This window comes from Dongia deserti, from assembly GCF_003574735.1.
GTDB lineage: Bacteria > Pseudomonadota > Alphaproteobacteria > Dongiales > Dongiaceae > Dongia_A > Dongia_A deserti.
The window spans coordinates 228,245-246,060 of the sequence record NZ_QORW01000010.1 but is presented as its reverse complement, the minus strand read 5'-3'; the positions used below and the strand labels follow the sequence as shown (position 1 = coordinate 246,060).

16 protein-coding genes are annotated in these 17,816 nt (G+C 64.0%); 13 read left to right on the top strand and 3 right to left on the bottom strand.

From position 1 onward, the window contains the following. Positions 1 to 330: 330 nt before the first annotated feature. The gene (locus tag DTX69_RS17625) at positions 331 to 1,002 is read left to right on the top strand and encodes a VOC family protein (protein ID WP_119302852.1); all 672 of its coding nucleotides are present in this window, start codon (positions 331 to 333) and stop codon (positions 1,000 to 1,002) included. A 588-nt stretch (positions 1,003 to 1,590) separates the two neighbouring features. On the opposite strand, the gene DTX69_RS17620 is transcribed toward DTX69_RS17625, so the two are convergent. Then, the gene (locus DTX69_RS17620) at positions 1,591 to 2,415 is read right to left on the bottom strand and encodes a helix-turn-helix transcriptional regulator (RefSeq protein WP_284735862.1); all 825 of its coding nucleotides are present in this window, start codon (positions 2,413 to 2,415) and stop codon (positions 1,591 to 1,593) included. 68 nt (positions 2,416 to 2,483) lie between these two features. Between DTX69_RS17620 and DTX69_RS17615 the strand changes: the two genes are divergently transcribed. From DTX69_RS17615 to DTX69_RS17575, 9 genes are all read left to right on the top strand, one after another. Next, a complete protein-coding gene (locus tag DTX69_RS17615) occupies positions 2,484 to 3,593 on the top strand; it encodes an ABC transporter ATP-binding protein (RefSeq protein ID WP_119302851.1) in 1,110 nt (369 codons plus the stop codon). Next, entirely contained in the window at positions 3,593 to 4,513 is a 921-nt protein-coding gene (locus DTX69_RS17610) for an ABC transporter permease (RefSeq protein WP_119302850.1), read from the top strand. Before DTX69_RS17615 ends, DTX69_RS17610 begins: the two co-directional genes overlap by 1 nt. Continuing rightward, positions 4,513 to 5,322, top strand: a complete 810-nt coding sequence (locus tag DTX69_RS17605; RefSeq protein ID WP_119302849.1) for an ABC transporter permease — start codon at positions 4,513 to 4,515, stop codon at positions 5,320 to 5,322. The genes DTX69_RS17610 and DTX69_RS17605 overlap by 1 nt, the downstream gene beginning before the upstream one ends. A gap of 17 nt (positions 5,323 to 5,339) precedes the next feature. Beyond that, a complete protein-coding gene (locus tag DTX69_RS17600) occupies positions 5,340 to 6,356 on the top strand; it encodes an extracellular solute-binding protein (protein WP_119302848.1) in 1,017 nt (338 codons plus the stop codon). 162 nt (positions 6,357 to 6,518) lie between these two features. Further along, positions 6,519 to 8,591 carry an oxidoreductase gene (locus DTX69_RS17595; protein ID WP_284735861.1) on the top strand — a complete coding sequence of 691 codons (2,073 nt, stop codon included), beginning with the start codon at positions 6,519 to 6,521 and terminating at the stop codon, positions 8,589 to 8,591. Between the two features lie 51 nt (positions 8,592 to 8,642). Then, on the top strand, positions 8,643 to 9,443 hold the full coding sequence (locus DTX69_RS31215) for an NAD(P)/FAD-dependent oxidoreductase (RefSeq protein WP_322090896.1): 801 nt from the start codon (positions 8,643 to 8,645) through the stop codon (positions 9,441 to 9,443). Continuing rightward, a complete protein-coding gene (locus DTX69_RS31210) occupies positions 9,403 to 9,906 on the top strand; it encodes a hypothetical protein (protein ID WP_284735860.1) in 504 nt (167 codons plus the stop codon). The genes DTX69_RS31215 and DTX69_RS31210 overlap by 41 nt, the downstream gene beginning before the upstream one ends. 495 nt (positions 9,907 to 10,401) lie before the next feature. Beyond that, positions 10,402 to 10,653, top strand: coding sequence for a DUF1028 domain-containing protein (locus DTX69_RS31205; protein WP_284735859.1), 252 nt, complete (start codon positions 10,402 to 10,404; stop codon positions 10,651 to 10,653). 485 nt (positions 10,654 to 11,138) lie between these two features. Further along, entirely contained in the window at positions 11,139 to 11,495 is a 357-nt protein-coding gene (locus tag DTX69_RS17575; protein ID WP_119302847.1) for a DUF262 domain-containing protein, read from the top strand. A 409-nt stretch (positions 11,496 to 11,904) separates the two neighbouring features. Here the strand turns inward: DTX69_RS17575 and DTX69_RS17570 are convergent, their stop codons facing one another. Continuing rightward, complete coding sequence (locus DTX69_RS17570; protein ID WP_284735858.1) at positions 11,905 to 12,861, bottom strand: cytochrome P450 family protein; 957 nt, start codon at positions 12,859 to 12,861, stop codon at positions 11,905 to 11,907. Positions 12,862 to 12,934: 73 nt separating this feature from the next. Then, positions 12,935 to 14,410: an APC family permease gene (locus tag DTX69_RS17565; RefSeq protein ID WP_119302846.1), complete on the bottom strand. Its 1,476-nt coding sequence runs from the start codon at positions 14,408 to 14,410 to the stop codon at positions 12,935 to 12,937. Between the two features lie 382 nt (positions 14,411 to 14,792). On the opposite strand from DTX69_RS17565, the gene DTX69_RS17560 reads away from it, so the two are divergent. From DTX69_RS17560 to DTX69_RS17550, 3 genes are all read left to right on the top strand, one after another. Beyond that, a complete protein-coding gene (locus DTX69_RS17560; protein WP_284735857.1) occupies positions 14,793 to 15,380 on the top strand; it encodes a MarR family winged helix-turn-helix transcriptional regulator in 588 nt (195 codons plus the stop codon). 84 nt (positions 15,381 to 15,464) lie between these two features. Continuing rightward, a complete protein-coding gene (locus DTX69_RS17555) occupies positions 15,465 to 16,928 on the top strand; it encodes an aldehyde dehydrogenase (protein WP_119302844.1) in 1,464 nt (487 codons plus the stop codon). Further along, the gene (locus DTX69_RS17550; RefSeq protein ID WP_119302843.1) at positions 16,921 to 17,805 is read left to right on the top strand and encodes a DODA-type extradiol aromatic ring-opening family dioxygenase; all 885 of its coding nucleotides are present in this window, start codon (positions 16,921 to 16,923) and stop codon (positions 17,803 to 17,805) included. Before DTX69_RS17555 ends, DTX69_RS17550 begins: the two co-directional genes overlap by 8 nt. Positions 17,806 to 17,816 lie beyond the last annotated feature (11 nt).

Sequence of the window (17,816 nt, the reverse complement as noted above, 5' to 3'; positions counted from 1 at the left end):
GATGCTCCTGTCTTGAGTGAGGTTGGCAACCCCTCATCTTCAAGACAGGACCCTCCGCCCCGCTATCCCGCTCCCTGCCGCCCGCAGCCCCACACTACCGCGCGAGCGGTTTAGTCCTTTGGCACTTTTCTGCCAGTCCCGCCTCGGCAGGAGAGGTCCGCTATTCAACACGGATCCGACATCGCAAGGCCTATCTTCAATGCTCCAGTTTGACCCTTCTCGGAAATCGTTGATCCGGGTTCACCTCATTGCCACCCAGTAGCCGGCAGGCCAAGATGGTCTGAGGGAAAGATCTCGGCGGCCTATCGCCGCTTGACCTGGAGGACGAACATGAGCGAGCAGGGTTGGCGTGATTTCCTCGCCGCCGAGGGTGTCAATGACTGGGTCGTACTGCACGGCGGCGCGACCGCGGTCTTTCGCGTCGGGTCGCTGAGCGAGGCGGCGCGCTTGGCCGAGGCGGTTGCGAAGGCACCAGGGATTGCGGGTGCCGGGGTGCTGCTAACCCTTACAGATACTCGCGTGACCGTCCGGCTGAGCCGTGACATCTGGAATCTCGAATCATGGCATGTCCAACTCGCGCGGGCGGTTTCGGCAGTTGCGCGGGAATACGGTGCGGTCGCCGATCGTGCGGCCGTCCAGGAGGTGCAGGTCGCCATCGCGGCGAAACGCGATGCAATTGACGTCAGTTTTTGGCGGGCCGTCCTCGGCTACACCCCGATGGCCGATGACAATGCGGTCGACCCCCTTGGACACGGATCGACGGTCTGGATGCAAGAGCTCGACCAGGCCAAGCCATTGCGCCACGCGATGCACATCGACGTCTCGGTCGCGCGCGAGCACGTCAAGGCGCGGTTCGAGGCAGCGCTCGCTGCGGGCGGCCGTATCGTCAGAGAGTCGCATGCACCGCCGCACTGGACGCTCGCCGACCGCGCGGGCAATCGCGTTTGTATCTGCGCGTGGCCAGATGGGGCCACCCATCGGCGGTCAGACGACCCTGTGTAGTCCGCCATCCCCTTGGTTTGTGACGCCATTACTAGAGGCGAACGCCGCTGCATCGGCGAATTCTCAGTTCAGTTGGCGAGCCGCCGCAGAACAATCGTTTGTAGTAGCGGACCTTGCCGGTGGAGTTGGCCGCCGGCAGGTTTCGGATGAGCTCCGTAACGACGGCAGCGTTCAAGAGCAGACTTCCGACGCGTCCGCGGATGGAGCAGCGAACTGCGGCAGAAGCTGGCACGAACTGCCAAACCGGCACCGGCTGGAGATGTCCGCTATCGAGTTTGAGACCGACCTATGGCGGACATGATCCCACCGCCGCGTTTGACCCTAAGCGGAAGGCATGTTGTGCGAGGCGTCGTCGAATCGAGTTGCCTGAACCACGAGAGCGGCCCAAGGAAGACTGCTCAACTGCCGGGGACCGCGAATAGTGCTTCGTTATTGAGCACTCGGCACATGTGCCGCTGCTCGGACAGAATATGCGCATATCCTCGGCAGCGCCTCGACATAGTCGAGAAGCGCTAGGTGCGAGCGCCGCGAAAGCGTAGGCAAGATGGTGAGGTTTGCCAGGATGCCAATGATCTAGGCTCAAAGGATCTAGGCGGCCTTGGTGGTCAGTAGCGGCAGGAGGAGGGCAAAGAGTTCGGCCTGCGAGCTGATACCGCAACGGGCGTAGAGCTGGCGCCGGAACACCTTCACGGTCTGCGGCGACACGCCCAGCCGCAGACCGATCGAGACGGAGGAATGCCCCTGCAGGATCAGCAGGGCTACCTGGGCCTGGCGCTGCGAGAGCCGGATAACGTGGCTCTCGGACAACTCCCGGCGCAGCCGCTCCGGCGGCGCATCCGCCGGCCTTGATACCGGCGCGGGGACTCTGGCCGGATCTCTGCGCAGCGCGTGCCAGTGGCGATTTGCGAGCGCGACGACGATTGGCGTGATTCGCGCGGCGACCGCCCGCGCTTGCGCGCCGAAGGTGCGCAGCATCGAGGCGTCACGGCCGAGACAGATATTCAGCGTGGTACCAGCATCGGGATAGCTGACGAAGGTCAACTCGTCGATCAGCGTCGTCTGGCGGTAGTAGTCGAGGTAGTACTGGCTGCGCTGGAACTGGTCGGGCGCGATGTCCACCAGGCGGTAGGCCCCGGGCGCGATGCGGTTCAGGTGCAGGTCGTGGTAAGGATCGAGAAGATAGGCACCCGCCACATAGACCCGGTGAAGGTTGCGGAACACCACCGGATCGTCCGCCTGCTCATAGAGGATTTCGGGCGCGGCCCCACGGCGAAAGGCGATCACCACGACGTTGTTGCAGGCGATGCTCTTGCGCAGGAAGCCGCTCAGCGCCGCTTCGAACCCGGCGGTGCCAGCCGTTTGAATCGCGTCCGCCAGAACGGCTTCGGCGGCATTGGGCAAGGCTTCCATCATACCCCCTTGGGGTTATATACCACCGATTTTGCCTGAGTTTACCGTCGAATGCCAAGCTGAGGGGGTATATGGGTCTCGTCCAGACAGAAAAGCTCGGAAACTGCGGGAGTCTCCAGCGGGAGGCCGTCGGCATTAAGCGGGTCGTGAAGTGCTACGGCAGTTTCGAGGCGCTCAAGGGCGTGTCGCTGTCGATCGCCGACAACGAGTTCTTCACGCTGTTGGGACCTTCGGGCTGCGGCAAGACTACCCTGTTGCGCTCTATCGCCGGCTTCGAGGACGTCACCGAAGGCGAGATCGCGCTTTATGGGCTGGACATCGCCGCTCTTCCCCCCGAACAGCGGCCGGTCAACACGGTCTTCCAGCAGTACGCCCTGTTTCCCCACATGTCGGTGCGCGAGAACGTCGCGTTCGGGTTGCGGATGAAGGGCGTGGCGCAAGCCGAGCGGCAGGCGCGCGCCGCCGAGATGCTTGAGATGGTGCATCTATCGGAATTCGGCGACCGACTGCCCTCGCAGCTTTCGGGCGGGCAGCAGCAGCGCGTGGCGCTGGCGCGGGCGCTGGCGCCGCGACCGCGGGTGCTGCTCCTCGACGAGCCGTTGTCGGCACTCGATTTGAAGCTGCGCCAGGCGATGCGCGTCGAGCTCAAGCAGTTGCAGGAAACGACCGGGATCACCTTCGTCTTCGTCACACACGACCAGGAGGAGGCGCTGGCCATGTCGGACCGCATCGCGGTCATGTCGGCCGGCGAGGTGCAGCAGGTTGGCGATCCGCGAACCATCTACGAAGCGCCGGTCAACCGCTTCGTGGCCGAATTCATCGGCGAGACCAACGTGCTGCCGGTGACGGTCAGCGACGTTTCGGCCGGACGTGCGAGGGTCGCGCTCGCCGGCTGCCGCGACCTGATCGCCCAAGCTCCGGAGGATCTGTCGCCAGGCGCCCACCACGTTTCGATCAGGCCGGAGCGGCTTTCACTGGCCGATGGAGGCGAGGCCGATCTGACCGCGCGCGTCGAGCGGGTGGTCTATCTCGGCACTGACCTGCAATTGCTGGCGTGTCTTCCGAATGGAGCCAGCCTCACGGTGAGGTTGCAAAACACGGCACGCACATCCCTGCCACTGCAGGGACAAGAGCTCGGCTTTCAGATCGAGGAGGGCGCGGTGCGCCTTCTGGTGGACTGATGGCCGCCGAAGCGACCAGCCGCAGCGCGCGCAGCGGAACGGGCTGGCAAGGCCTCGTGTTGCCGCTGCTTCTGCCCAGCTGGCTGGTGATCGGCATATTCATGCTGGTGCCGGTCGCGCTAATGGCGGTGTACTCCTTCCTGACCAAGGATTTCCGCGGCGGCATCGTCTGGCAGTTCAGCCTCGACGCCTATGACCAGTTCTTTGTGGAACGGGGCCTGTTCGGCGACGAGCCGCCGCTTCCCAACTGGACCTACATCACGATCTTTTGGCGATCCATCTGGCAGGCCGGCCTGGCAACGCTGTTGTGTCTTATCATCGGCTTTCCCACCGCATGGTTCATTGCCACGCGCAACCCCCGGCACAGGGCGCTGTGGGTCTTCCTGATCACCGTGCCCTACTGGGTCAATCTGCTGATACGCACCGTTTCGATGCGGTTTCTCCTGCGCGACCACGGACCGTTCAACGAGATGCTGATGGCCATCGGGCTGATCGACAGTCCGCTGCGCATCATCAACACCGATCTCGCGGTTCAGATCGGTCTCTTCTACAGCTACCTGCCTTTCATGGTGCTACCGATCTATGCGGCGGTGGAGCGCTACAATTTCGCCCTGTCGGAAGCCGCGCGCGACCTGTACGCGGGTCCCTGGACGGTGCTGCGAGAGATTGTCCTGCCGACGGTCAAGCCCGGCATCGTCGCGGGCTGCATCCTCGTGTTTGTACCGTCGCTGGGCGCCTTCCTTGCCCCGGACCTGCTGGGCGGGGCGCGCACCTACATGATCGGGTCGCTGATCGACGAACAGTTCCGCGGCAGCGCGGGCAACTGGCCCTTCGGTTCGGCGGTAGCAATGATCCTGCTGACCATGGTTCTGGCGGTGCTGCTGTGGCAAGTGCGGGTCGCCACGCGGGAGAAGCGGTGATGGCGGCGCGGACTGACATTCGGCGCTATATGGGCTTCGGGGCGCTGACCGCGCTCTGCCTGACAGTCCTCTACGTGCCGCTGATCGTCGTCGCGGTCTATTCCTTCAACGCGAGCCGTTCGATCACCGCCTGGGGCGGATTCTCGACCCACTGGTACGTCGATGTCTTCGTCGGGCCCGAGGCGCCGATCTTCCGAGCCGCCGCCTGGAACTCGATCAGCATCGCGTTCCTTGCGTCGACCGCCGCGACGGTGATCGCAGTTGCGGCCGCGGTGGCGATGGTCCGGGGTGGACGCTTCCGTGGCCGCCAGACGAGTTTTGCCATCATCAGCCTGCCCCTGATGGTGCCCGAGATCGTCATCGCTGTCGCCACGCTGATCTTTTTCACGACCATCGGCGTGCGCACGGGCTATGGCACCATCCTGATCGCGCACATCACCTTCTGCATCCCCTTCGCCTACCTGCCGATTTCGGCGCGGCTGCAAGGCATCGAGGACACCTATGAACTCGCCGCCCGCGACCTCTATGCCACTCGCTGGCAGGCGTTCCGGCTCATCCTCCTGCCGCTGATGATGCCGGGCGTGATCTCGGGCTGGCTGCTCGCCTTCATCATCAGTCTGGACGACTTCATCATCACAAACTTCGTCAAGGGCGCTGGCATGGAGACGCTGCCAACCGCGATCTTCGGCTCCGTCAAGCAGGGTATCAAGCCCAACATCATGGCGATTTCGACGCTGATGCTAGCTGTTTCCGTCATCTTCGTCACGCTGAGCTATCTCATCAACCGCATCGGGCAGAAGGCCCGCTGATCCAGAGGAGAAGGACAATGAAAAAACTAGCGCTTGTCTTTACGCTTCTTTCCACTCCCGCTTTCGCCGCGGGCGAGCTGAAGGTCTACCACTGGTTCGAATACATGCCGCAGGAGTTGGTGGACAAGTTCAAGGCGGAGACCGGCATCAACGTCACCATCGACACTTACGATTCCAACGAGGCGATGCTGGCGAGCCTCAAGGCCGGCCGCCTCGGGCAGTATGACGTGGCGGTGCCTGGCGACTACATGGTCAAGATCATGGCGGACCAGGGCCTGCTCGACAGTTTCACGGCCGACGAGATGCCGAACTTCGACAACATCCAGGACGAGTGGCTGGACGTTCCCTTCGATCCGGGCCGAAAGCACTCGATTCCCTATCAGTGGGGCTCAACCGCCTTCTCGGTGAACCGCGACGTCTACAAGGGCGACATCAATACGCTCGCCATCATCTTTGACCCGCCGGAGGAGCTGAAGGGCCGCATCAACGTGTTGGACAGTCAGGGAGAGGTTCTCGCGCTCGCCTCCATGTATATGGGCATTCCGCAATGCACGCAGGACCGCGACCAGCTCAAGACCCTGATGGCCATGCTGCTGGAAGCCAAGGCGAACTGGGCCTCGTTCGGCTCCGATACCGCCAAGGACGTGCTGGTCTCCGGCGATGCCGCGGCGGGTATGATCTACAACGGCTTCTCGGCCAAGGCGCGGGCGGAAGGCGCGAACATCGAATACGCCTATCCCAAGGAAGGCGCCGTCGTCTGGATGGACAACGTCGTGCTGCTGAAGGACGCGCCCAATCGCGAGAACGCGCTGAAGTTCATGAACTTCCTGCTGGATCCGAAGAATGCGGCGGCAGTAACAAACTACGCTGCCTACACCCCCGGCGTTAAGGGGACCGAGCCCTTCCTCGCCGACGAGATCAAGAACAGTCCCGAGAACAATCCGCCGGAAGGCGCGACCTTCGACTTCGTGGCGGCATGCGATAAGGAGACGCAGCGCTTGTACGACACGATCTGGACCAACCTGAAGCGGTAGCGGCCACCCCAAGGACGCGCCGGCCGAACTGCGCGAACCGTCGCCCCGGCTGGGTGACGGGCAGAGTGGCGCGTCCCTGTCCGTTGCGCCCGACTGCCAGCCGATGCGTCGTTCCCATCGTTCCTCGACGCCAATCTCGACTTCCCCCCATGGAGGTGAACCATGGCCTCAAGTATCCGACCCAGCCGCTACGACGTCCTGTTCGAGCCGGTGCGCATCGGACCAAAGCTCGCGAAGAACCGCTTCTACCAGGTGCCCCACTGCAACGGTGGCGGCTATCGTGACCCCTCGGCAGTAGCCGAGATGCGCCGCACCAAGGCGGAAGGCGGCTGGGGCGTGATCTTCACCGAGCAGACCGAGATCCACCAAAGTTCGGAAATCACCCCCTTCATCGAGCAGCGCCTGTGGGACGACCGGGAAATCCCCGCGCTCGCCCGCATGGCCGAGGCGATGAAGTCGCACGGCGCGCTCGCCGGCATCCAGCTCGCCTATTCCGGCATCAACGGGCCGAACCTCTACAGCCGCGAGGTGCCCCTGGCCGTCACCGGCGGCCCCATCCTCACCTTCACCGCCGATCCGGTGCAGGCGCGGACCATCGACCGCGATGACATCCGCAACATCAGGCGCTGGTTCCGCGCCGCGATCCGTCGTGCCAAGACGGCCGGGTTCGACCTGGTCTGCCTCTATGGCGCGCACGGCTTCGGCATCTTCCAGCACTTCCTCTCCCGCGTCACCAACCAGCGCAGCGACGAATACGGCGGCAGCCTCGAGAACCGGTCGCGCTTCGTGCGCGAGGTGATTGCAGAGGCGCGCGAGGAAATGGGCGGCGAGATGGCGATCACGTTGCGGCTGTCGCTGCACGAGGCCGGTGCGCTCGGCTTCTCCAACGCCGAGGTTCGTGATTTCATCGCATTGAACAGAGATCTGCCGGACCTCTGGGATCTGGCGCATGGCACGTGGGAGAACTGCTCCGGCACTTCGCGCTTCGCGCCGGAGGCCGCCCAGGAGGACCTGGTGCGCGGCATCAAGGACCTGACTTCCAAGCCCGTCGTCGGCGTCGGCCGCTTCACCTCCGCCGACGCGATGGTCAGGCAGGTAAGAGAGGGCATCCTCGACTTCATCGGCGCCGCGCGACCGTCGATCGCCGATCCCTTCCTGCCGAAGAAGATCGAGGAAGGCCGACTCGAGGATATCCGCGAATGCATCGGCTGCAACATCTGCGTCAGCGGCGACATGACCGGCGCCATCAGCCGCTGCACGCAGAACACCGCTTTCATGGAGGAATGGCGAAAGGGTTGGCATCCGGAGCACCCGCGTGCCAAGGGACCGTCGGAATCGATCCTCATCGTCGGCGCGGGCCCGACCGGTCTCGAGGCCGCGCTGCAGCTCGGCAAGCGCGGCTACCGCGTTGCGCTGGCCGAGGCGACCACCACGCTCGGCGGCCGGGTTGCGCGGGAACGGGGCCTGCCCGGCCTCTCGGCCTGGGGGCGGGTGGCTGACTATCGCACCGGTCAGATCGCACCCCTGCCGAATGTCGAAACCTATCTCGACAGCTGCATGACGGCCGACGACGTCCTCGAGATGGGCTTCGAGCACGTCGCCATCGCAACCGGGGCGACCTGGCGCCGGGATGCGGTGGCACGCCTGCATCTTGTCCCGATACCGACCGAGCCGGGAATGCCGCTGTTCACGCCCGACGACCTGATGGCCGGCGACGGGCCGATCGACGGACGGGTCATGCTCTACGACGACGACCACTTCTACATGGGCTCGGTCATAGCCGAGGCCCTGGTTGCGCGCGGCTGCCAGGTGGACTTCGTCACGCCGGCCACCAAGATAGCGGAATGGACCGAGAACACGCTGGAGCAGGCCGTCATCATGCGCCGGCTTCTCTCGTTGGGCGTCAACGTGGTGCCATCCAAGGCACCGGAAGCCATCGGTGCGGGCGAGGTTCGGCTCGGCTGCACGTGGACGGGAGCCCAAACGACCATCGCGGCCGATGCCGTGGTCATGGTCGCGAGCCGCACCCCGAACGACGCGCTCTATCACGAGCTGCGCGCACGCGACTGGCAGGGCGCGGGGATCTTGTCCCTGAAACTGATTGGGGATGCCGCGGCACCGGGCCCGATCGCATGGGCCACCTATGCCGGGCGACGCTATGCCGAGGAACTGGACGCTCCCGACATAGGCGACGCGCTGTCGTTCCGACGCGAGCTTGCCGGGCTCCTGCCCTGACGCCCCGCAGAGCGCCATCGCTGGACCCATACACGTGAAAGAGGCGAAGCCATGTCAGTCGAGAAAGTGGAGGTGCTCGTCGTCGGTGGAGGACAAGCCGGGATCGCCATGAGCGAACATCTGAGCGGCCATGGCATCCAGCACCTGGTCGTCGAGCGTGGCCGCATAGCCGAGCGCTGGCGCACCGGCCGGTGGGATTCGCTCGTCGCCAACGGACCGGCCTGGCATGATCGCTTCCCCGGAATGGAGTTTTCGAGTGACCCCGACGGTTTCCCGGGCAAGGACGAAGTGGCAGACTACTTCGTCGCCTATGCGCAGAAGATCGCCGCGCCCATTCGCTGCGGCGTCGCGGTCGCGGCAGTGACCCGCAATGCCGGGCGGCGCGGCTTCCGAGCCGAGACGTCGGGAGGCACGATCGAAGCCGACCATGTGATCGCCGCGACCGGCCCCTTCCAGACCCCAGTCATGCCCGGCCTCGTTCCGGAGGACGTGGGCGTCGCGCAGATTCATTCCGCGGACTACCGAAACCCCGCGCATCTGCGGGCAGGGGCGGTGCTCGTCGTCGGAACGGGTTCTTCGGGCGTGCAGATCGCCGACGAGCTTCAGGATTCGGGCCGGCGCGTGTCTTCCTGTCGGTCGGGCCGCATGGGCGCCCGCCGCGCAGCTATCGCGGACAGGATTTCTGCTGGTGGCTGGGGGTGCTCAACAAGTGGGATGCCGAGGCCGTGCCCGGCGTCGAGCACACCACCATCGCGGTCAGCGGGGCCAAAGGCGGGAGACGGTCGACCTGCGCCGCTTCGCGGCAAAGGGCATGACCCTGGTCGGGCGCACCGAGGGCTTCCGGGACGGTAAGCTGGTGCTGGCCGCCGATCTGGCGCGCAACCTCGCCAAGGGTGATGCCGACTACCTGGCGATCCTTGACGAAGCTGATGCCTATGTCGCGAGGAACGGCCTCGATCTTCCCGAGGAGCCGGAAGCGCGCGACATCCTTGCTGATCCAGAATGTGTGAGCGACCCCATCCTCGAACTCGATCTCGCCAAGGCCGGCATCACGTCGATCATCTGGGCGACGGGCTATTCGGCCGGCTACGGCTGGCTGAAAGTGAACGCGCTCGACGGGAACGGCCGGCCGGTGCATCAGCGCGGCATCTCGAGCGAGCCTGGCATCTACTTCCTCGGCCTGCCCTGGCAGACGCGGCGCGGCTCGTCCTTCATCTGGGGAGTGTGGCATGACGCGCGATACCTGGCAGACCACATCGCCAAGCAGCGCGCCTATCTGGCCTACAAGCCAGCGGCCCTGCGGTCGACGTCTTGAACAACGCTCGCACAGTTGGAACGAGAGACAGCAATGACACACACGCATCCGCAAGCTCAACACCAAGGTCACCTATCCGGGCCAGAAGCTCGACAACGATCTCTGTCAGGCTATGGTGGCGAGGCATGATAATCGTCCTGCGCGGCCAATCTCCGCAGGACCTCGACACCGCAAAGACATCGACAGCCACGACGCGTTCGAAAAGACAAGGTGATGCAAGACGTCCGCCGGCCGATGGAGGAGGCGGCGGCAGAATGAAGCATCCTTGCAAGATCGTCGCATACCTGACCGAACGTGCGCCATCGCAAGGCGGTCTAGCGGACCCTGGGTGAGTATATCAAGGTCGTGCATCTCATCTCGACCGGCGTCGTCGTCGACTGCCTGGCGGGACCCGAGGGGCTGGTCGAAATCGACGCGATGGCGATGATCCCGGACTAGCCGCTCCCGCAAGATGCAAGACGTTGAAAGATCAGGAGGAACCATGACCTTTTTCCATTGTCGCCCGCTGCGCGGCCGCGGGGCCAGTTCGGCGTCGCGATCGCGCTGTCCTCGCCGGCCGTTGCGGCACGCTGCGCGCATGCCCGGGCCGGCATCGGCGCGGTCTCGACGCAGAACGTCACCATCCAGTCCGTCGCGACCGTGGATCAAATTGCTGAGGCCGACCGCCTGCCGTGCCGCGGCTCTTCCGGATTTGGCACCAACGCGCCATACCGTGTGCAGGCACATGGTCCGCTATTGGACGCGTAGCAGACGGAAGTAACTCATCTGCTTGATGATGACTAGGGCAGGTGCGCCTCAGGATAGCTCGGTCCAATGTTTGGTGTTGTGATCTGGCGAGGAGAAACAGCAATGCACGACGCTGCTGAGACGACGTGCTTTCGTACCTTCGGAGATCTATCGACACTTATCGCGGGCAAGCAGTTTCGTGTGACGGTTGGGCTGACGGTGCTTGCACCATGGCCATTCAAATTATCTAGTCGAGGCAATATGTTGAGTCGCTCGTTGATCATCGAGTGGGAGTGAGGGCTCGCTGCACGCCTTCGCCTCCGCTCTTACGGACACGATCCAAACGCGGTACCTTCGCTTGCTAAAGCCCGGTCGCTTAAGCTCGCATTTTCGGACCAGAAAGACGCACTTGCACAAAGGCTGGCGTTAAAGCAACATACCCATTAGTTGCTTTTCTGGTGCGGATCACACCGTACAATCTTTTTCGCCTGGGAAGGTAGAATCTCGTGCAAACACCACTCAACGCATCTGCCAGCACTGCAGGAGCATTGCTATCAAGCTCCACTTTCGAGGTGCCACAGTTCCAACGTGAATATTCGTGGGAAGAGGATGAAATTGCGGATTTCTGGAATGACCTGAGCAACAGTCTTGAATCGGAGTCGTATTTTCTTGGGTTGATAATACTCACCGATCAAGATGGTAGAAAGCATGTTGTTGATGGGCAGCAGCGCCTAATCACGCTTAGCCTTCTTGCTACCGCCATCTATTTTGAGGCGCAGGACCGTGGTCGAACCGCCCTCGCGGATCGCATTCGTGCAGACTTCCTGCGATCCATAGACTATGACTCCGATGAGACTACCTAAGCGCCAAGCGTATGTAAGCGCATATAGGTGCTCTAACTTCGCTAGTGCTTAGAATGGGCTGCCGATGATCAACAAGACGGTCCTGAGCGTGTTGGAGGTCAACTTACGGCAGCGTCTGACCTGCAACGGACGAGGGCGCGCTTGAGCCTGTAGTTATCCGGCTAAGCACACGGGGCCATTCAGTTTGGTCAATAGGTAACGTGCAGCGCGCTTGGCGCACGGAACTCCCAGCCGCGAAACACCGGCTGACGGTCGGGGGCGAGCTTCAGGTCCGGCAGCCGCTCGAGCAGCGGACGCAGCAGATGCGGGATCAGGCGCTGGGCGAACCAGCGGCCGGCGCAGAAATGGCTGCCGAAGCCATAGGCCGCATGACCGGTTTCGCTGCGATGGATATTGAAGCTGTCGGGGTCTACGTAGCGCGCCTCGTCGCGGCATGCGGAGGAGAGGACTGAGGCACCGGCGCGCCGGCCGGGATCGTCACGCCACCCAACTCCACATCGCGTGTTGCCCGGCGCATCTGCGTGCCGATCGGCGCGACCCAGCGCAGACCTTCATCCACCGCCTTGGGCAGCAGGCGGTCGAGGTCGCTCCGGAGCGCCTTCATCTGCTCCGGATTGGTGAGTAGGCCAACCAGCACGGTGCCTGCGCCATGGCCGGGCTCCTGCATGCCGCCCAGCAACGCCACCTTGATGGAGGGCAAGAGGAAGGCACGGGCCCGGGTGCAGGCCGGCTCCATCCCGTCATGCAGCATGCGCGACATCGCTGAATCGTCGGGATGCTTTTCCAGCCGCTCGAAGATCGGGATGATGGCCGCCTCCACCTCGGCGCTGGCAGCGTCGGAGATTGCCTGTTTTTCAGGATCGTTCTCGTAGTTCGCTGCGCCGATTGCCATACCGTGGAACCAGCGCTGCAGTGTCTTCACGTCGACGCTGTCGAAACCGAGCGAGCGGGCGAGGCAGAGACTCGAGGTCGGCTCGAAATAGTGCGCCATCAAGTCGATCTCGCCGAGCAGCGCGATCCGCTCGAGATACTCCGCGACAATCGGCCGGGCGAGATCGTCGATGTACTCGGCAACGGCGCGCGGCCGGTATTTCTGATCGAAGCCGCGGCGCAGCTCGTCATGCACCGGCCCATCGCAGGTCAGGATGGTCGGTTTGCCCATGGAGCGTTCGACCGGCGAGGTGGGCACCTCCGCCGCGAACAGCTCGGAATTCTTGCTGACGAACTCGACATCCTGCCACCGCGTCACGAACCAGACGTTGGCAGCCGGCACCCAGGCGACGGGCGATTCGCGGCGCAGGCGGGCGTAGATTGGATAAGGGTCGGCTTCCAGCTGCGCGACCGTGATCTCGTCGGCAAAGGCCATGACTCTCCTCCTTTGGCCAGGGGCGATCCCCTGGCCCGAGCGGCAAACCGATAGTGTATGCAGTACTGGATCGCTATTGCGCCGCCTGATGTGCGCCCAGGCGCGCGAAGCGGGCAGGTTCGCTCTGCTTGAGGCGATTGGCCGCGAGCGCCCCAAGAGCGGCGGCAATCGGAACAAGCGCCGGCAACGCGATGGCCAGCCACGGTGCGGCTCCGGTCAGCAGCCCGAAATTGGCAACGACCAGCACTGCGATGATCGCCAGCACGATGCCGGCCACCAACGGCGCAAGCGTGGCCTTGAAGACGGACGGCTCCAGGACCGGCTGCTGCTTGAAGAACGTCAGCACCGCAAAGGACACGAGCGCCATCAGCGTGATGACGCTGAGAGTGGCCGTGTTCGTCAGCCAGGTGAACAAAGCAAAGATTGGGTCCTGTCCCGTGATGACAAAGATGGCCATCACCGCAAGTGCCAGACCGGTTTGCAGAGCTGAGCCGAGGTGCGGGCTCTGATGCGAATCATGCGTCTGGCCGAGCTTCGCGGGCAGCAAGCCCTCGCGGCCAAGCACGTAGAAATAGCGCGCGGCGGCATTATGGAAGGCGAGCAGCGCCGCGAACACGCTGGTGACGAGCAGCAGGCTCATGATCCAGGTCAGCCAGGAGCCGGCGTACTGGTCGGACAAGCCGAACAGATAGTTGGTGGGATCCGTGAGACCGCCGAGCGTCTCCAGCAGCTTGTCGACGCCGACCGCAACCACCATGCACCAGGTGCTGATCGCATAGAAGATGCCGATGATCAGCACGGAGGCGTAGGTCGCACGCGGCACGGTGCGCTTCGGGTCTCGCGCCTCCTCGCTGTAGATCGTCGTCGCCTCGAACCCCATGAAGGCCGCGAAGCAGATCAGCACACCGATCGTGGCGGAGCCGGTGAAGAAGCTCTCCGGCGTGAAGCTCACCAGATCGAGGCCGGCGGCGCCGCCCTGGCCGATGATCGACGCATCCAGGATCAGGACAACGATGTACTCCGCGGTGACGAGGACCGCGAGCACCTTGGCCGAGAGGTCGATCTGGCGGTAACCGAGATAGGCGACGATCGCCAGTGCAACCAGCGACCACACCCACCAGGGCGCTGCGATGCCGAACATGCCCTCAAGGGTACCTGCTGTCACCGCACCGAACAGGCCGTAAAGCCCAATCTGCATCGTGTTGTAGGCGAGCAGCGCGATGTAGGCTGCCGCGCCGCCGGCGACACCGCCCAGGCCGCGTGAGGTGAAGGCGTAGAACGAACCGGCATTGGAGATGTGCCGTGCCATCGCCGTATATCCGACCGAGAAGACCAGGAGAATGAGCGTGACGAGAACGACCGCCGCCGGAATGCCCGGTCCGTTGCCGAGCAGCATGGCGATCGGGTATCCGCCGGCGACGGCAGTCAACGGCGCGGCCGCCGACACCACGAAGAAGGTGATTGCCGCAACCCCCAGCACGTTGCGACGCAGCTGGTCCGAACCTGGGGCACCCTTGGCCTGTACGGTCGATTGAAATGCTTCCGCCATCTTGTCCTCCCCTGACGCGTGAGCGAATCCAGCGGTTCCCGTCCGCCGTCGTTTCCATTCAGGCGAAATCCCTCGTTCACCGCCGCGCCAATTGCATCGGGCGGCGTGATTCAGGCACACCTTGGAAATTTAATCATTCGACGTCGAACGATATTACAAATCGGCGGCGGGAGCAAGAGCCGTGGCGATGGTCCTTGGAACAAGGCGGTGATCGATGCGGCATGGGGGCGTGCGACAAAGGGGGGCGCGCTTCGCGGCGCAAGGAGAAGACGTTTTGGCGTGATCGACGAGCCGTCATCGCCATCACGCGATGGCATTTCCGTCCTTCATCGGCGTCCTTGGCCGATGCTATAAGCGACGGGAACATCACCGGGAGCTGGCATTGAGCAGAGATCGTCACGGCGCAACAGGCAACGACCGGCAGCCGAGGCGCGCCGCACAAGGTGCCCATGGGAAGAAGGCGAAGAAACCCTTGGCCGAGCTCCTAGGCGAACAGAGGGTAGCGGGACTGCGGATCAACCTGCAGTCCATGGCCTTGATTTCCAACATTCATCGGGCCTCCGGCCTGATCCGGCAGCACTTCGAGCGCACGGTCCTGGATGAGGCGGGGTTGCACTGGTCGGCTTTTGTGACGCTCTGGTGCCTGTGGATCTATGGCGAGCTGGAGACTCGCCGGCTCGCTGTCGAGACCGGCGTCGCGAAGAGCACCCTGTCCAGCATCCTGAACATGCTGGAGGACCGCAAGCTGATCCGCCGGCGCGCCAACGAGGAGGAGCGGCGGCTGGTGATCGTCAACCTCACCGCCGCCGGCGCGGAGCTGATCAGCGCGTTGTTCCCCAAGTTCAACGCGGAAGAGACGCGCATCGCCGCGCGTCTGAGCTCGAAGCAGATGACGGCGGCCACAGATGCAATCCGCGTGATCCTGGCGACGATCGCGGAGCTCGATGCGCTCGATGACGAGGCGTCCTGACCAAGTGATCGAACCATCGCGCTTGACTCGGTGCCTGGCTTTGTAGATCATTCGACGTCGAACGGTTTTCGGAGCTGGCTAAAGATGCGCACTCGAATCGAGGGTGTCGAGGTCGATACGCGGCACTGGATCGCCGGCCGGCGCGTCGACAGCGCCGCGCGGTTCCAGTCCATCTCCCCGATCGACGAGGCCGTGATCGCGGACATGGCGGCGGGCAGCGCGATCGAGATCGAACAGGCAATCGAAGCGGCGTCGAGCGCCTTCAAGAGGTGGAAGCGCACCGCACGCGAGGAGCGCGCGAGGCTGCTGCACCGCATCGCGGACATCATTGAATCGCGGATCGAGGCCCTGGCGCAGGTGGAGACGCGGGACAACGGCTCGCTTCTGCGTTCGCATCGCCGTAGGGTCATGCCGCGGGTTGCGATGAACTTCCGCTTCTTCGCCGACTGGCTGCTGCAGCTGGATCATCCGGACTTCGACGTGCGCGGCCATCGTAATCATGTGAGCTGGGATCCGAGCGGTGTCGCAGCGATCATCACGCCGTGGAACGCGCCCCTGATGCTCGGCACCTGGCGCATCGCCCCGGCGCTCGCCGCCGGCTGCACGGTTGTCTACAAGCCCCCCGAGTGGGCGCCGCTCACGGCATCGCTGCTTGCCGACATCGCGGCAGAGGCGGGATTGCCCGACGGCGTGTTCAACGTGGTGCAGGGGATTGGCCGCGAGGCCGGCGCCGCGCTGGCGCGCCATCCCGGGATCCGGCGGCTCAGCTTTACGGGCTCGGTCGCGACGGCAAGGCAGATCGCCGCCGTGGCTGGCGCGAATCTAGTGCCATTGTCCTTCGAGCTGGGCGGCAAATCGCCGTTTGTCGTGTTCGCCGACTGCGATCTCGAGCTCGCCGTCAATACCGCTATCGGGCAGTACGACAATGCGGGGCAGGTGTGTCTTGCAGGGACGCGCCTGCTGGTCGAGGAGAGCATTCGGGATCAGTTCCTCGAGGCCTTTCTCGCCAAGGCAACAGCGATTCGCCAAGGCGATCCGCGCGACGAGGCGACGGATATCGGGCCGCAGATCAGCCGGCCGCATTTCGAGCGCGTCGACGGCTTCGTGCAGCGTGCCATTGCATCGGGGCTGAAGCCGGTGCTGGGCGGTGCGCCGAACCGCGATCTGGGTGGCCTCTATTATCGGCCGACCCTGTTCCTGGATCCGCCGGCGGGATCCGAGATCCTGCGCGATGAAGTCTTCGGTCCGGTGCTTTGCCTGCAGGGCTTCCGCAGCGAGGAAGAGGCGATCGCGCTCGCCAACGATACGGAGTACGGCCTCGCCGCGGTCATCATGACCGGCGATCACGAGCGCGCCAAGCGCTTCACATCGCAGGTCTCCGCCGGTCTGGTGTGGAATAATTGCTTCTTCGTACGCGATCTGCGGCAGGCCTTCGGCGGCAACGGCAAGTCCGGTATCGGGCGCGAGGGCGGCACCTGGTCCTTCGATTTCTATTGCGACGTCAAGAACAGCGTCTATGCGCCGGTTGGGTGGAGGAAAGATGGGTGAGGTCGTTGGTTGCGGGCTGCTCGCCCATGTTCCGACCGTCATGCTGCCGGAGGATATCCGGCACGAGCTGAATAACGGCCGCGACTTCACGGTCGTCGAGGGCTTTCGCCGGCTGCGCCGCGAGGTGCTGTCGGAGCTCGATTACGATCTCGTCATCGTCTTCGATTCCCACTGGTTCACGACGGTCGAGTTCGTGATCACCGGCCACGCGCACCGCACCGGGAAGTACACGTCGGACGAGCTGCCGCGCGGCATGTCGCAGGTGCCGTACGATCTGCCCGGCGATCCTGCGTTCGCGAAGGCGGCGGCCGCGCTGGGGCGAAAGCATGGGACCTGGATCACCGCGATCGACGACCCCTGCCTGCCGATCCAGTATGCGACAGTGAATCCCGCCACCTATCTGCAGCGCGGCCAGGAGGCCTGGGTGTCGGTGAGCTGCGCCCAGACCGCGGAGACTGAAGACTTCCTGCGTGTCGGCCGCGCGCTGCGCGAGGCGATCGCGGCCTCGGACCGGCGCGTGGTCCTGATGGCATCCGGTGCGATGAGCCACAAGTTCTGGCCGCTGCGCCAGTTGCGCGACCATGAGGCGGCCGGCGTCGAGCACATCTTCAGCCCGGCGCATTCTGCCGCCGACCTGGAGCGCATCGAGTGGCTGAAGGCCGGCGATCATGCGCGCGTCCTCGCCACCATGCCGGAGTTCCTGAAGTTCAAGCCGGAAGCCAATTTCGGCCATTATGTGATGATGGCGGCCACCATGGGCGAAGGGGAGTGGACCGCGCCCGGCAGGTTGTACAGCGAGTACGAGAATGCGATCGGAACGGGCCAGGTGCATGTCTGGTTTGACCAACCGCGCAACGGCTGGAACGGGGGCCGATAGAGCAGGGAGGA